The sequence below is a fragment of the Kitasatospora sp. NPDC088548 genome, from assembly GCF_044753005.1.
In the GTDB taxonomy this organism is placed as follows: domain Bacteria; phylum Actinomycetota; class Actinomycetes; order Streptomycetales; family Streptomycetaceae; genus Kitasatospora.
In genome coordinates this window covers 61,417-76,691 of sequence record NZ_JBIVMI010000026.1, presented here as the reverse complement: position 1 = coordinate 76,691, position 15,275 = coordinate 61,417, and the positions used below count along the sequence as shown (strand labels likewise).

Here is a 15,275-nt window from a genome sequence, read left to right as displayed (position 1 = left end):
AGTGACAGACACCACGAGCGGTTCCGCACGCGGGTCGAAGTCCGACAAGGCCGCGGCCAAGGGAGCCGGCAAGGCGCCCAAGGGCGGTCTGCGGATGGAGCGCATCTACACCACCCCTGGCGTCCACCCCTATGACGAGGTCCGCTGGGAGCGCCGCGACGTCGTCATGACCAACTGGCGCGACGGCTCGATCAACTTCGAGCAGCGCGGCGTCGAGTTCCCCGACTTCTGGTCGGTCAACGCGGTGAACATCGTCACGTCCAAGTACTTCCGCGGCGCCGTCGGCACCCCGCAGCGCGAGTGGAGCCTCAAGCAGATCATCGACCGCGTGGTGCTCACCTACCGCGCCGCCGGTGAGAAGAACGGCTACTTCGCCACCCCCGGTGACGCCGAGATCTTCGAGCACGAGCTGACCCACGCCCTCCTCCACCAGGTGTTCAGCTTCAACTCGCCGGTCTGGTTCAACGTCGGCACCAAGCAGCCCCAGCAGGTCAGCGCCTGCTTCATCCTGGCCGTCGACGACTCCATGGAGTCGATCCTCGACTGGTACAAGGAAGAGGGCATGATCTTCAAGGGCGGCTCCGGCGCCGGCCTCAACCTCTCCCGGATCCGTTCCTCCAAGGAACTGCTCTCCTCCGGCGGCAACGCCTCCGGCCCGGTCTCCTTCATGCGCGGCGCCGACGCCTCCGCCGGCACCATCAAGTCCGGCGGCGCCACCCGCCGCGCGGCCAAGATGGTCGTCCTGGACGTCGACCACCCGGACGTCGAGGCCTTCATCGAGACCAAGGTGAAGGAGGAGGAGAAGATCCGCGCCCTGCGCGACGCGGGCTTCGACATGGACCTCGGCGGGGACGACATCACCTCCGTCCAGTACCAGAACGCCAACAACTCCGTCCGCGTCTCCGACGAATTCATGACCGCCGTCGAGAACGGCACCGAATTCGGTCTGCGCGCCCGGATGACCGGCGAGGTCATCGAGACCGTCGACGCGAAGAAGCTCTTCCGCAAGATGGCCGAGGCCGCCTGGGCCTGCGCCGACCCCGGTATCCAGTACGACTCCACCATCAACCACTGGCACACCTGCCCGGAGTCCGGCCGGATCAACGCGTCCAACCCGTGCAGCGAGTACATGCACCTGGACAACTCCAGCTGCAACCTCGCCTCGCTCAACCTGATGAAGTTCCTGCGCGAGGACGACTCCTTCGACGCCGTCACCTTCGCCAAGGTCGTCGAGCTGGTCATCACCGCGATGGACATCTCCATCTGCTTCGCCGACTTCCCGACCGAGAAGATCGGCGAGACCACCCGCGCCTACCGCCAGCTCGGCATCGGCTACGCCAACCTCGGCGCCCTGCTGATGGCCACCGGCCACGCCTACGACAGCGAGGGCGGCCGCGCCCTGGCCGGTGCCATCACCTCCCTGATGACCGGCACCGCCTACCGCCGCGGCGCCGAACTCGCCGGTGTCGTCGGCCCGTACGACGGCTACGCCCGCAACGCCGCCCCGCACCAGCGGGTCATGAAGCAGCACGCGGACGCCTCGCTCGCCGCCGTGTCGCTCGACGACCTGGACGCCCCGGTCTGGGCCGCCGCCACCGAGACCTGGCAGGACGTGCTGCGCCTGGGGGCGCAGAACGGCTTCCGCAACGCCCAGGCGTCGGTGCTCGCCCCGACCGGCACCATCGGCCTGATGATGGACTGCGACACCACCGGCGTCGAGCCCGACCTGGCCCTGGTCAAGTTCAAGAAGCTCGTCGGCGGCGGCTCGATGCAGATCGTCAACGGCACCGTGCCGCGCGCCCTGAAGCGCCTCGGCTACCAGGACGAGCAGATCGAGGCGGTCGTCGCCCACATCGCCGAGCACGGCAACGTGGTGGACGCGCCCGGCCTGAAGACCGAGCACTACGAGGTGTTCGACTGCGCGATGGGCGAGCGGGTCATCTCGGCCATGGGCCACGTGCGGATGATGGCGGCCATCCAGCCGTGGATCTCCGGTGCCATCTCCAAGACGGTGAACATGCCGGAGACCGCCACCGTCGAGGAGATCGAGGAGATCTACTTCGAGGCGTGGAAGATGGGCGTCAAGGCCCTGGCCATCTACCGCGACAACTGCAAGGTGGGCCAGCCCCTTTCGGCCAAGAAGAAGGACGCCGCGCCGAAGGCCGAGGAGGCCCCGGCCGCCGCGGTGGAGAAGGTCGTCGAGTACCGCCCGGTCCGCAAGCGCCTGCCCAAGGGCCGTCCGGGCATCACCACCTCCTTCACGGTCGGTGGCGCCGAGGGCTACATGACCGCCAACTCCTACCCGGACGACGGCCTCGGCGAGGTCTTCCTCAAGATGTCCAAGCAGGGCTCGACCCTCGCGGGCATGATGGACGCCTTCTCCATCGCCGTCTCGGTCGGCCTCCAGTACGGCGTGCCGCTGGAGACCTACGTCGCGAAGTTCACCAACATGCGCTTCGAGCCGGCCGGTCTGACCGACGACCCGGACGTGCGGATGGCGCAGTCGATCGTCGACTACATCTTCCGCCGGCTGGCGCTGGACTTCCTGCCGTTCGAGACCCGCTCGGCGCTCGGCATCCACTCCGTCGAGGAGCGCCAGCGTCACCTGGAGACGGGCTCCTACGAGCCGCTGGAGGCCGAGGAGCTCGACACCGAGACCCTCGCCCAGTCCGCGCCGCGCACCGCCGAGCCGGTCGTCCCGGCCAAGCCGGCCCCCGTCGCCGAGGCGCCGAAGGCCACCCCGGCCCAGGCCCACAACTCGACGGAGCTGATCGAGATCCAGCTCGGCCTCAACGCCGACGCTCCGCTCTGCTTCTCCTGCGGCACCAAGATGCGCCGCGCCGGCAGCTGCTACCTCTGCGAGGGCTGCGGCTCCACCAGCGGCTGCAGCTGACAGCGGGCGCTGAACCCCGGGGAGGTGGCCTCGCAGAGGTGACCTTCCGCTGAGGCGGGGCGAGGACTTCACGTCCTCGCCCCGCCTTTCGCGTTCCCCGGGAGACGGGGCGATGGCGTCAACCAGGGTTGACAGATGGAGGGTGTCAACCTAGGTTGACAGCATGAGCGAGAGCGGAGAACTCGCGGCGGCGGCGAGCAGTCGTGACCCCGCGGTGGGGCTTCGGGCGGTCCGTGCGCTGCGTGACCTGGCGGACCGGCTGGAGGGTCTGCAGGTGGGTGGCGCCCGTGAGCAGGGCTGGTCCTGGCAGGACATCGCGGTCTGCCTCGGGGTGACCAGGCAGGCGGTGCACAAGAAGTACGCCCGGCGCGGAGTCGGCAAGGACGAGGACGGAGGCTGAGCGATGTTCGAGCGTTTCACCGAGTCGGCGCGACAGGTGGTGGCCGGCGCGCAGCGGGAGGCGGCGGCGCTCCGGCACGGGTGCATCGGCACGGAGCACCTGCTGCTGGCGGTCCTGGCCGTGCCGGACGACCCGGCGGCGGCGGTGCTGGTCGACGCGGGGCTGGATCACGGCGCCGCGCAGCTGGCGGTCCGGCGGCTGCTGGGGCCAGGGGAGGACGCCCAGGCCCTGGCCGCGATCGGGGTGGACCTGGACGCCGTCCGGGAGGCCGTGGAGTCGGTGTTCGGGGAGGGGGCGCTGGATGCGCCGCCGGGGGAGGGGCCGCGTCGGCGTGGCTGGTTCCGGTCGGAGGCCAGGGGCGGGCGCACTCCGTTCACGGCCGGGGCGAAGAAGGCGCTGGAGCTGTCGTTGCGGGAGTCGCTGCGGCTGAAGTCCGGCCGGATCGCGGTCGGTCACCTGTTGCTCGGGGTGATCCGGGAGGGCGAGGGCGCCGGGGCCCGGGTGATCGCCGACCACGGTCTGGACCCGGCGGTGCTCCGGCGGGCGGTGGACGCCGTCCTGGGCTGAGTCCCGCGGCGGCCGGCCCGCCGCCGGTGACGCGGCGTCATGTAGCGGTCCCGTCCGGGCCGGACGGGGCCGCGGGCGTTTCCCCCGGCCCGGGGGATCGTGCCCGGACGCGCCGGGGTCACGAGTGGGGCACTTGCCGGTGAAGGTTGAACGCGGACCTTGGCGGCGGCTGGCAGCTGGGTTAACGTCTTCGAACCGGCCGTCGCCGGGTACATGTCGATCTCCGGTACAGCGCAATGTCGTTCGTCTTACTGCTGGCGTCCGCGCCCTGGCATGGAGGACCGCATTGACCCTCACCCCGACCGCATCGTCCACGAGTTCCCGCCGCCTGGCCGTCGTGCCCGCCCTGCTGGCGGCGCTGGCACTGACCGCGGCCTGTTCCAACAGTTCGAGCGGCTCGGGAGGCGGTTCGGGCGGAGGGGGCCAGAGCCTGGCCGGGGACTGTGCCAAGTACCAGTCGTACGCGGGGCATTCGGGCAAGACGGTGACGGTCTTCGCGTCGATCCTCAGCCCGGAGTCGGACAATCTGGAGAAGTCCTGGGCCGAGTTCAGCTCCTGCACCGGAATCAAGATCAGCTATGAGGGCTCCAACGACTTCGAGTCCCAGTTGCCGGTCCGGGTGACCGGCGGCAACGCGCCGGACTTCGCGATCATCCCGCAGCCCGGTCTGCTGGCCCAGATGGTCAAGAGCGGGAAGGTGGTCAAGCCGCCCGAGCAGACCGTCGCCAACCAGGACAAGTGGAGCCCGGTCTGGAAGACGTACGGTTCGGTCAACGGCACCTTCTACGCGGCGCCGATGAGCGCCAACATGAAGTCGCTGGTCTGGTACTCGCCGAAGGCCTTCAAGCAGGCCGGCTACGAGGTGCCCAGGACCTGGACCGATCTGATGGCGCTCAGCGATCGGATCGCCAAGGCCGGTGCGGGCAAGCCGTGGTGCGGCGGCATCGCCTCCGGGACGGCCACCGGCTGGCCGGCCACGGACTGGCTGGAGGAGGTGGTGCTCGGCTCGTACGGCGGCGAGGTGTACGACCAGTGGGTGAGTCACAAGGTGAAGTTCTCCGACGAGAAGATCACCACGGCGATGAAGACCCTCGCGGACTGGATGCAGAACCCGGCCTGGGTCAACGGCGGGTACGGCGACGTGAAGTCGATCGCCACCACCACCTTCCAGGACGCGGGCGCGCCGATCCTCACCGGCAAGTGCCTCATGCTCCAGCAGGCGTCGTTCTACAAGGCGCAGTGGCCCAAGGACACCAAGGTCGGCCCGGACGGTGACATCTTCGCCTTCCACCTGCCGGCCGTGAACCCGGCCGTGGCCAACCCGGTCGAGGGCGGCGGGGAGTTCCTGACGGCGTTCGCGAGCCGTCCCGAGGTGCAGGCGGTGCAGAACTACCTCTCCAGTTCGGACTGGGCGAGCAGCCGGGTGAAGACCGCCAGCGGCTGGGTCTCCGCCAACCAGGGCGTGGACAAGAGTCTGTACACCGACCCGATCGACCGGCTCTCCGCCGACGCGCTGACCGACCCGGCCGCGACCTTCAGGTTCGACGGTTCGGACCTGATGCCGGCCGCGATCGGCGCCGGGCAGGAGTGGAAGTCGCTGACCGCCTGGTTCGCCGAGGGCCAGTCCATCCAGAAGACCGCCGCCGACATCGACGCGGCCTGGCCGCAGTAACCGGCGGCCGGAGCCCGGCGGCCGGCCGCGGTGAGCGGCGGACGCCCTCCCCGCAGAACCACCTGATCAGGACCACCTGTCGAGGGCGGTGCGGGACCACCCACCCGCACTGCCCGCCCTTTCTTCTGATCGTCCGATCTTCCGATGGGAGGACGCGCAGTCATGTCCGTACCCGGCACCCTGTCGTCCGCTGCCTCGCTCGCCGACGGCGCCTGGGGCGACGCGGCCGTCAAGTTCGGCAACAGCTTCGGTGCCATCGCCGGCTTCCTCGGCATCCTGCTGCTGGTCTTCCTCGCCGCCGGCCGGGCCACCGGCCGGATCGCCCGCCCGCTGGCCGTCGCGGTCTTCCTCGGTCCGGCGGTGGTGCTGTTGCTCGTCGGCCTGGTCGCGCCGTTGGTCCGCACCGTCTATCTGAGCCTCTACAGCGACGACAGCAGCCGGTTCGTCGGCGGCGAGAACTTCGGCTGGGCGCTGACCACCGACTCGGTGCGGAAGGTGCTGGTCAACACGCTGCTCTGGCTGGTGATCGCGCCCCTGGCGGCCACCGCCCTCGGCCTGGTGCTGGCCCTGCTGGTGGACCGGATGCGCGGTCAGGCGGTGTACAAGTCACTGATCTTCATGCCGATGGCGATCTCGCTGGTCGGCGCCTCGATCATCTTCAAGTTCGTCTACGAGTCGCGCGACTCCTCGCAGCAGCAGATCGGGCTGCTCAGCCAGGTCGCCATCGCGCTGGGCTGGGAGCATCCGCCGAACTGGATGCTCTCCCAGCCGCTCAACACCTTCCTGCTGATGGCGGTGATGGTCTGGGTGCAGACCGGCTTCGCCATGGTGGTGCTCTCGGCGGCGATCAAGGCCATCCCGGACGAGGTCACCGAGGCCGCCCGGCTCGACGGCGCGGGCGGGGTACGGCTGTTCTGGTACGTCACCGTGCCGATGATCCGCACCACGGTGGTGGTGGTCCTCACCACCGTCATGATCACCACCCTCAAGGCCTTCGACATCGTCCGCACCATGACCGGCGGCAACTTCGGCACCCAGGTGCTGGCCAACGAGATGTACTCGCAGTCGTTCGTGCAGTTCAACACCGGGCGGGGCAGCGCGCTCGCGGTGATCCTCTTCCTGGCGGTGCTGCCGCTGGTGGCCTACAACATCGTCCAGCTGCGCAAGGAGCGTGGGGTCCGATGAGCGAGCGCCGCAATTCCGCCCGTGCGGTGCGGAAGACCTTCAGCAGCCCGATCGCCTCGGTCTTCGTGATCGCGGTGACGGTGCTCTGGACCATCCCCACCCTCGGCCTGCTCGCCACCTCGCTGCGTCCCAAACAGGACGTCACCGCGGACGGCTGGTGGAACGTCTTCCTCCACCCGGACCTCGGGCTCTCCAACTACCACACGGTGCTGTTCGAGGGCGGTTCCGGTGTCTCCACCGGCCTGCTGCCGTTCCTGGTGAACTCGCTGGCGATCAGCGTCCCGGCGACGCTCTTCCCGCTGGTCCTGGCGGCGATGGCCGCGTACGGGCTGGCCTGGGTGCGGTTCCGGGGCAGCGACGCGGTGTTCTTCGTGGTCTTCGCCCTCCAGGTGGTGCCGATCCAGATGGCGCTGATCCCGCTGCTGCGGCTGTTCTCCGGCGGCGCGCACCTGGGCTCGGTGACGCTGATCCCGGCGGTGGACCTCAAGGGCACCTACGCGCCGGTCTGGCTGGCGCACACCATGTTCGCGCTGCCGCTGGCGATCTTCCTGCTGCACAACTTCATCGCCCAGCTGCCGCGCGACCTGATGGAGGCGGCGGTGGTGGACGGCGCCTCGCACTTCAAGATCTTCCGTTCGATCGTGCTGCCGCTCTGCACCCCGGCGTTGGCCTCGTTCGCCATCTTCCAGTTCCTCTGGGTCTGGAACGACCTGCTGGTCGCGCTGACCTTCGCGGGCGGCACCCCCGAGGTGGCGCCGATGACGGTACGGCTGGCGCAGCTGTCCGGCTCCTTCGGCGGGCGCTGGGAACTGCTCACCGCCGGGGCGTTCCTGTCGATCGTGATCCCGCTGGTCGTCTTCTTCAGCCTCCAGCGCTACTTCGTCCGCGGTCTGCTGGCCGGATCCGTCAAGGGGTAGGGCGTCTCCCGGCCGACCGCAGCGGAATGCGGCGGTTTCGTGGGCACGGTCGGCGCGGGACCTGTACACCGATAGGGGCAGCCGGCCGATGTGGCACAGGGGGCGGTCATGGCGGGTGCGGCATACGGGGGCGGAGAAGGCCGGCGGGCCTGCTGGCGGCCCTGACCACGGTGGCGGTCCTGGCGAGCAGCGCCTCCGCGACGCTCACCGCGAACAACTGGAACACCGTCCCGCTGACGGCCACCCTGGCCGCCAACACCCCGTACTGGCCGGCCTGCAACAGCAACGGCGCCGGCGCGACGGTGAACAACATGAACTACTCCACCGGCGCGACCGGGCAGGGCGCCCACAGCAACACGGTGGTGCCCTTCGGCAGCCGGCAGCCGGCAGCCGGCCGACGGACTTCGGACCGGCGGTGAGGGACTCGCCGGTGTACTCGCTGTACGGGTCCTACTGAGTCGACGGGCCGTCCGGGCGGTCGGGATGCCTGGCACCCCGGGCGGTCGGCCCTTCCGGTCGCCCGGGGGCCCGGTCTCGCGGGTGCCGGGCCCGTCACAGCGTTTTTGAACCTGTTCAGAATGGTCTACAGTCGGCTCCAGTCGCGGCGCCATCGCGTCTGCCGGCGGACTGCCCCAGGGTGGCTTCCGCATGCCCACCGACCTCTGAGGGGGACTCATGTCCGGATTGTCCACGCCTGCTTCGGTCGACGCCCCGCCCGGGACCGACCCGTACCGCGCGCCGGCCGCGCCTGCCTGGCAGCCCATCGCGTGGCTGCGCCCCAGCGAGCCGGAGCGCAAGGCGGCCGCCGCCCCCCGGGCGCTCGCGGCGGCGGTGATCACCGGCCTTCTGGCGGCGTGGCTGCTGGCCGACGGGGTGGGCGTCAACCTGCTGCTCTGCGGTGTGGTGGCCGCCGTCGGCGCCGGGATCGCCGCCCGCTCGGCAGGCCGGCGGGTCCGGGTCTGGACGGTCCTGTGGAGCGTGCTCGCACTGGCCCTGCTCGCCGTGCCGGCCCTCTCCGAGGCGGGCTGGCCGGTGGCGCTGTCGACGCTCTGCGCGCTGGCCCTGGCCTCCCTCGCGCTGCACGGCGGCCGCCGCTGGGCGGGCGTCCTGCTCGCTCTGCCGGGCATCCTCTGGCAGCTCGCGCCCGGCCTGCTCTGGGCCCGGGACGGACTGCGCGGCCTCAGCCTGCCGGGCCGGGGCAAGGTGGTTCCGGTGCTCAAGGCGGTCGTGGTGGCGGCGGTGCTGCTGACCGTCTTCGGCTGGCTGTTCGCCAGCGCCGACGCGGCCATGGCGGACGTCCTGTCCGGCCTCACTCCCAGCCTGGACCTCAGCGAACTCCCGCTGCGCTTCGTGCTGTTCGTCCTCGGCCTGCTCACCGCACTGGGATTCGCCCACATCGCGGCCGGCCCGCGCCGCTGGGACCGTACGGCGGTCCGGCCGGGCCGCGAGCGCGGGCGGCTGGAATGGGCGCTGCCGCTGGTCGCGCTCAACCTGATGTTCGGCGCCTTCGCACTGATCCAGGCCGTGGTGGTGCTCGGCGGCCGGGACTCGATCACGAACACCGGGATGAGCCGCTCCGAGTACGCCCGGCAGGGCTTCTGGCAGCTGACGGCCGTCACCGTGCTGACCCTCGTCGTGGTCGCGGTGGCCAAGCGCTGGGCGCCGCGCGGCACCGCCGCCGACCGCCGGCTGGCCCGGATCCTGCTCGGTGTGCTCTGCCTGCTCACCCTGGTCGTGGTCGCCTCGGCGCTCGGCCGGATGTGGTTCTACGTCGACGCCTCCGGGCTGACCAGGCTGCGACTCTGGGTGCTGGTGGTCGAGGTCTGGCTCGGCGCCGTCTTCCTGCTGCTGATCGTGGCCGGACTGACCCGCTCGGCGGCCTGGCTCCCGCGCGCCGTGGTGCTCAGCGGCATGGTCACCGCCGCCGTGTACGGGCTGATGGGCCCGGACGCGATCATCGCGGAGCAGAACGTGGCCCGCTTCGAGCGGACCCAGCAGATCGACCTGCGCAACGTCCGCGACCTCTCGCCCGACGCCGTCCCGGCCCTGGACCGGCTGCCGGGGGACCAGCGGACCTGCGCGCTGGAGCTGATCCGGGCCGGCCTCGACGACTCCTCGCCCTGGTACGCCACCAGCCTGGCCGAGGCGCGGGCCCGGGAGATCCTGGCGGAGCGGCCGCTGTCCCAGAGCCTGTCGGCGGAGCAGAGCGCCTGTGACCGGGCGGGCCTGAGGGGCGACGACTACATCGGGCGGTACTGAGCGGCGGCGGACCGGGCGGTGACGTGGCGCGCGAGGGCCGGCGGCCGGTGACGCGCGCGGGCCGGCCGGGAGTGTGCGGCTCCCGGCCGGCCCGCGTCGTGCTTCCGGTGCCGGATCAGTGCACCGCGATGCCGGACGCGTCCGACGGCAGGTCGCCGGCCTTGGCCCTGATCACGAAGACCGCGATGAGCAGCGCGACCCCGGCGAGCACGGCGCCCACGATGAAGCCGTGCGAAATGCCCTGCGCGAGCACCTCGTTGGCCGCAACCGTGCCCTTGGGGAACTCGTGCTTCGTCAGGAACTCCGCCTGCTGCTCCGGTGTGGCCGTGGCCATGAAGCCGGGCGCCTGGAGCTTGGCCTCCGCCGTGGCGTAGTGCGCGAACACCGTGGTCAGGATCGACAGCCCCAGCGAGCCGCCGATCTGCTGCATCGAGTTGAGCAGCCCGGAGGCGGCGCCGGTGTCCTCCCCGGCGACGCCCGCGACGGCGAGCAGCATCACCGGGACGAAGATCAGGCCCATGCCGAAGCCGAACACCACCGTGGGGCCGAGCACCCCGTCCACGTACCCGCTGCCCGCGTCCATCCGGGTGAGCCAGGTGAGGCCGATGGTGACCAGCAGTGCGCCGGTGGCCATGAACGGCTTCGGGCCGTACTTGACCTGCAGTCTGGAGGCGATCTGCGCGGCGGTGATGATCGACGCGCTGATCGGCAGGAAGGCGAACCCGGCCCGCAGCGGGCTGTAGTCCAGCGGCCCCTGGATGAAGAGCGTGATGTAGAAGAAGATGCCGAACATGGCCGCGGTCAGGCAGAGCATCATCATCAGGCCGCCGGTGCGGTTGCGGTTGGCGAACAGGTGCAGCGGCGTGATCGGCTGGGCGGTGCGGTTCTCGACCACGAGGAAGGCGGCGATGAGCAGCACGCCGGCCGCGAACGAGCCCAGCGTCAGGCTGTCCGACCAACCGTCCGAGGCGGCCCGGATGAACCCGTAGACCAGGCTGATCAGACCGAGTGTGGAGGTGAACGCACCGGGCAGGTCGAAGCGGCCGTCCTGGCGCTCCGACTCGGCGATGTAGCGCGGGGCGGCGATCGCGATCAGAACCGCGATCGGCACGTTGACGAAGAAGACCCAGCGCCAGTCCAGGTACTCGGTGAGCAGGCCGCCGGCCAGCAGGCCGATCGCCGCACCTGAGCCGGCCACCGCCGAGAAGACCCCGAAGGCCTTGTTGCGCTCGGGCCCTTCCTTGAAGTTGGTGGCGATCAGGGCGAAGGCCGTCGGCGAACAGATCGCGCCGCCGACCCCCTGGAGCGCGCGGGCGGCCAGCAGCATGCCACCGTCCTGCGCGAAGCCGCCCAGCAGCGAGGCCAGGCCGAACAGCAGCGTGCCGAAGACGAACACCCGTCGGCGGCCCAGGATGTCGCCCGCGCGGCCGCCGAGCAGCAGCAGGCCGCCGAAGGTCAGCGTGTAGGCGTTGATCACCCACGACAGGTTGGTGGTGGAGAAGTTCAGCGTGTCCCTGATCTGCGGCAACGCGATGTTCACGATGGTGGCGTCGAGCACCACCATGAGCTGGGTGGCCGCGATGACGGTCAGGGTGACGCCCTTGTGCCGGTCCTGGCTGCCCTGCGGTGGAGAGGTCTTGCCGAGTGTGTCGGAGATAGCCAAGTTGATGCCCCCTGCTGGCTATTGCTTCGTATGCTGTGGACCCGAGGCCCGAAGCGCTTCTGCGGCGTCCCGCAGGCTATGAAGGAACGGAATCGTTCACTAAGGTGGACGATATCCTGGGCGATATTATGAACGCAAGCGTTCCCTAAGGTTGGTGACGATGGATCAGTTGGTGCGGCGCCAGGCGGCGGATCGTGCGGCCGGCCGGCCGGTGGAGCGGTCGGCGGAGCAGTCCGTCGAAGGGTCCGCCGACGGGTCTGTCGAGCGGCCTGCCGGGCAGCCTGTCGAGCGGTCTTCCGGGCGGTCTTCCGAGCGGGTGGAGCCAGGTTCCGAGTGGCCGGTCGAGCCGGCGCCGGGGCGGGCGGGCGCGAGGGGGTCGTCGGCGGTCCCGGGTGCGAGGTCCGCGGCCCACTGCCCGGTGAGGGTGGTGGCCGAGGTCCTGTCCCGGCCCGTGCGCCGCCGCGGGAAGGAGCTGGAGAGTGCGATCTTCGAAGCCGCGCTCGACCAGCTCATCTCCGGCGGATTCGCGCGGATGACGATGGAGGGCGTCGCCGGTGCCGCGCGGACCGGGAAGGCCGCGCTCTACCGGCGCTGGGCGTCCAAGGCCGAACTGGTCATCGACGCCCTGGACTCCACTCTGCCACGCCCCTCCGACACCCCGGACCTCGGGTCCGCCCGAAGTGAATTGCTGCTGCTCATCGGGGGGTTCGCCGACGCTCTCACCTCGAGGGCGGGTGGTGCGCTGCAGGCGCTGATGGCCGAGCTGGACCATGAACAGGCCGAGGTGTTCAAGAGGTTCATCGTGCAGCGGGTGGTCGAGCCGACCAAGGGCACGATTCTGGACATCCTCCGCCGGGGAGTCGAACGCGGCGACGTCCGGCCCGACGCGGCCACCGTGATCGTCGCCGATGTCGCCCCGGCGATGCTGATGTACCGGGTCAAGGTCTACGGCCGCGACACTGGCCCCGACTTCGCGAACCAGCTGGTGGACGAGGTGCTGCTCCCGCTGATCCGCGTCTGACGAGCGCCTGGCGGGTGTGCGGCGGGAGCCTGACGGGCGTGCGGCGGGTCGGCTCCGAGGGGGTGGGCCCGGCGGCCGGGGCGCCGCGGGGCGGGGCTTAGGCTGGAGGTTGCCCCAGCTGAACGGATTCCACGATGCCCATCGTCCCGCCGACGCACTCCGTCGAGCGTTCGCTCCGCCGGGCCGGCGCCAAGACCGTTGTCGGCCTCGACGAGGTCGGGCGCGGCGCCTGGGCCGGGCCGGTCACCGTGGGTGCGGCCGTCACCGGGCTGCGCAAGCCGCCGGACGGTCTGACCGACTCCAAGCTGCTCACCGAACTGCGGCGCGAGGCGCTCGCCCCGGTCCTCGCCGACTGGGTCACCGCGTACGCGCTCGGCCACGCCTCCGCGCTGGAGTGTGACGAGCTGGGCATGACGGCGGCGCTGCGGCTGGCCGCCGTCCGCGCGCTGGAGGCCCTGCCGGTGGAGCCCGACGCGGTGATTCTCGACGGGAAGCACGACTACCTCGGCGGCCCCTGGCGGGTGCGCACGGTCATCAAGGGCGACCAGTCCTGTATCTGCGTCTCGGCCGCCTCGGTGCTCGCCAAGGTCCATCGGGACGGGATGATGGCCGAACTGGGCGAGGCGTATCCCGGGTACGGGTTCGCCGACAACGCCGGCTACCCGTCCCCGGTCCACCGCGCCGCGCTGGAGGAATTCGGCCCGACCGATCAGCACCGGCTCTCCTGGGCCTACCTGGACGGGCTGCCCAAGTGGCGCCATCTGAAGCGGAATCGGGCCATGGCGGCGGGTGGTGCTCCCGGCTCCGCGGGCCCCGCCGACGAACAGCTGACGCTCGGTTTCTGACAGTCCGTCTGAATTGCCCCGAGTGGGGCCGGCCGGTGTGCGGTGCCCAAGGGGTGGGGCGCCCGTGCGCGTTCGATCGGCATTTGATAGATATCCGGGTATGCCTGTCTTCCCCGAGGAGCCGGAGATTCACGAGAGCCTCCCGGGCCCCGGCGTTCCCTTCCCCCGCGAGTCGGACGCACAAGCCCTCCGCACGCCTGCCACCGGCAGCGCGACCACTTCCGTACCTTCCGCCGCCGCCGCCGGCGCGGCACCGGCCCCCGGGCCGGGCCCCCGCCCCACAGCTCCTCGGCCGGCGCCGCCGCGCGCCGCCCGCCCGGGGCCGCCCCGCCCGGCCCAGACCCCCAAGCCCGGTCCCGCGCCGCGCCGCCCGGCACCCGCCGCACCGCGGGTCGCGGTCCAGCACGTCGCCGCCACCGCGGCCGAGGCACTGGAGCGTGCCGACGAAGCCGTCGACCGGCTGCTGGACTCCGGGCGCAGTCCCGGCGAGATCCTGGTGCTGACCGTCGGCGGGCCACACCCCTGGCAGCAGCACGAACTCTCCTTCGGCGAGGAGCGCTACTGGGCGCAGCTCACCGAGGGCGGCGACGTGTTCTACGCGGAGGCCGGGCTGACCCGCCCGGTCCGCCGTGAGGTGGTCGTGCTGGTCGTCAACGGGGGCTCGGCCGACCGCGCCGCCCAGGCGTACACCAAGGCGCTCGGCCACGCGGCCGCGCTGCTGGTGGTCTGCGGCGACGCGGGCCCCGCCGCCGGTGCGCCGACCGGTCGTTCGGCGTCCGCCTAGCCGTCCGGGAGTCATGGACCGTTCGAGTCCGGCGCCGTGAGGTGCCGGGCCCGAACGGTGCCGAGCCGTACCCTCCGGGCCCGGAGACCGGGTTGTGCCGTGTGCGCCCGGCGGGCGGGTCCGCGTCAGCGGGTGCCGGTGCGCCGGACCGGCTCGACGGCCGCCACCCGGGCGGGCGGCCAGGGATGCTCGGGCCGGCGGGAGTGTGATGCCCGGTCGCCGAGCTGGGGGTGTTCGGCCGGCTGGTGCGCTGGCCGCTGGCCGCGTGGCCCGTCGGCCGCCGGGCGGGGCGGCAGCTCCGTCACGGTGTGGACCGGCCCGTCCGCCCAGGATCCCGCGTGTGGATTGCGGCCGCTCCGCTCGTCGCCGAGGATCTGCCAGCCCGCCGGGGTCAACGCGATGTACGAGCCGCAGCGCAGCCCGTGCAGGGCGGCCGCGTCCCGCAGGGCCCACATCCAGGCGCCGTCCTGTTCCGTCCAGCCCGCCGGGCCCTCGCGGCAGCGCAGCAGTACGGCCGTCCGGACCGGAGCGGCGAGTCGCAGGTCGTGCGGGGTGACCTGGCGCAGGTGCGACAGGATCAGGTTGCGGTGCTGCCAGCCGTCGGTGTCGTGGGGCCAGGGTGTGAACGAGGCCGAGGCGGTCGCCCGGTGCAGCGCGTTCAGGACGGTGACCACGACCGTGCCCGGTTGCGGCAGGTGGCGCTGGTGGATTTCCAGGACGAACTCGCGCGGGTCGCGCAGCAACGGGATCCCCGAGGCGGTCCAGGTCTCCAGGTCGAGCACCCGTCTGGGCGCCGAGCTCCGGGCGAGGGGATACTGACCTCGGTCGATACCGTTGATCGCGATCCTCCTTCCCGACCCGCGAACACGCGGGCCCCCGCGTACGCCGAAGGCCGGGTCCAGCGGACCGGGTTCCGGGTACGGTCCAATTCTCAGGGCAGAGGGGGTGGGGCGGCAATGATGAAATGATGAACGCCGCCCGAAAGTCAACGCTCTGTCGGATATGTTCCACGATCGTGCGAGTGCTGCTCAGGTGGCGCCCGATCGTGAACCGGGCCGCCAGAAGGCCT

General features: G+C 71.2%; 13 protein-coding genes. 11 read left to right on the top strand and 2 right to left on the bottom strand.

The window, feature by feature from the left end; all coding sequences use genetic code 11:
• The first annotated feature begins 1 nt into the window (after position 1).
• The 8 genes from ACIP82_RS28460 (at position 2) to ACIP82_RS28425 (ending at position 9,893) form a co-directional block, all read left to right on the top strand.
• Positions 2 to 2,893 (top strand): vitamin B12-dependent ribonucleotide reductase, encoded by a 2,892-nt coding sequence (locus tag ACIP82_RS28460; RefSeq protein WP_363609548.1) that lies wholly within the window; start codon positions 2 to 4, stop codon positions 2,891 to 2,893.
• 163 nt (positions 2,894 to 3,056) lie between these two features.
• Positions 3,057 to 3,293 carry an RNA polymerase subunit sigma-70 gene (locus tag ACIP82_RS28455; protein WP_363609546.1) on the top strand — a complete coding sequence of 79 codons (237 nt, stop codon included), beginning with the start codon at positions 3,057 to 3,059 and terminating at the stop codon, positions 3,291 to 3,293.
• A 3-nt stretch (positions 3,294 to 3,296) separates the two neighbouring features.
• On the top strand, positions 3,297 to 3,860 hold the full coding sequence (locus ACIP82_RS28450; protein ID WP_400657392.1) for a Clp protease N-terminal domain-containing protein: 564 nt from the start codon (positions 3,297 to 3,299) through the stop codon (positions 3,858 to 3,860).
• A 286-nt stretch (positions 3,861 to 4,146) separates the two neighbouring features.
• Entirely contained in the window at positions 4,147 to 5,532 is a 1,386-nt protein-coding gene (locus ACIP82_RS28445) for an ABC transporter substrate-binding protein (protein ID WP_363609542.1), read from the top strand.
• Positions 5,533 to 5,694: 162 nt separating this feature from the next.
• Positions 5,695 to 6,717, top strand: a complete 1,023-nt coding sequence (locus ACIP82_RS28440; protein WP_363609540.1) for a sugar ABC transporter permease — start codon at positions 5,695 to 5,697, stop codon at positions 6,715 to 6,717.
• The gene (locus ACIP82_RS28435; RefSeq protein ID WP_363609538.1) at positions 6,714 to 7,634 is read left to right on the top strand and encodes a carbohydrate ABC transporter permease; all 921 of its coding nucleotides are present in this window, start codon (positions 6,714 to 6,716) and stop codon (positions 7,632 to 7,634) included. Before ACIP82_RS28440 ends, ACIP82_RS28435 begins: the two co-directional genes overlap by 4 nt.
• 170 nt (positions 7,635 to 7,804) lie before the next feature.
• Positions 7,805 to 8,053 (top strand): hypothetical protein, encoded by a 249-nt coding sequence (locus tag ACIP82_RS28430; RefSeq protein ID WP_400657389.1) that lies wholly within the window; start codon positions 7,805 to 7,807, stop codon positions 8,051 to 8,053.
• A 256-nt stretch (positions 8,054 to 8,309) separates the two neighbouring features.
• A complete protein-coding gene (locus ACIP82_RS28425) occupies positions 8,310 to 9,893 on the top strand; it encodes a DUF4153 domain-containing protein (protein ID WP_400657387.1) in 1,584 nt (527 codons plus the stop codon).
• Between the two features lie 115 nt (positions 9,894 to 10,008).
• Here ACIP82_RS28425 and ACIP82_RS28420 read toward each other — a convergent pair whose 3' ends face one another.
• Positions 10,009 to 11,556, bottom strand: coding sequence for an MFS transporter (locus ACIP82_RS28420; RefSeq protein WP_400657385.1), 1,548 nt, complete (start codon positions 11,554 to 11,556; stop codon positions 10,009 to 10,011).
• A 427-nt stretch (positions 11,557 to 11,983) separates the two neighbouring features.
• On the opposite strand from ACIP82_RS28420, the gene ACIP82_RS28415 reads away from it, so the two are divergent.
• From ACIP82_RS28415 to ACIP82_RS28405, 3 genes are all read left to right on the top strand, one after another.
• On the top strand, positions 11,984 to 12,577 hold the full coding sequence (locus ACIP82_RS28415) for a TetR/AcrR family transcriptional regulator (protein ID WP_363609532.1): 594 nt from the start codon (positions 11,984 to 11,986) through the stop codon (positions 12,575 to 12,577).
• 134 nt (positions 12,578 to 12,711) lie between these two features.
• Complete coding sequence (locus ACIP82_RS28410) at positions 12,712 to 13,422, top strand: ribonuclease HII (RefSeq protein ID WP_363609530.1); 711 nt, start codon at positions 12,712 to 12,714, stop codon at positions 13,420 to 13,422.
• A 100-nt stretch (positions 13,423 to 13,522) separates the two neighbouring features.
• Positions 13,523 to 14,206 (top strand): hypothetical protein, encoded by a 684-nt coding sequence (locus tag ACIP82_RS28405; RefSeq protein WP_400657382.1) that lies wholly within the window; start codon positions 13,523 to 13,525, stop codon positions 14,204 to 14,206.
• A gap of 125 nt (positions 14,207 to 14,331) precedes the next feature.
• Here ACIP82_RS28405 and ACIP82_RS28400 read toward each other — a convergent pair whose 3' ends face one another.
• Complete coding sequence (locus tag ACIP82_RS28400) at positions 14,332 to 14,988, bottom strand: hypothetical protein (protein WP_400657379.1); 657 nt, start codon at positions 14,986 to 14,988, stop codon at positions 14,332 to 14,334.
• Positions 14,989 to 15,275: the final 287 nt, after the last annotated feature.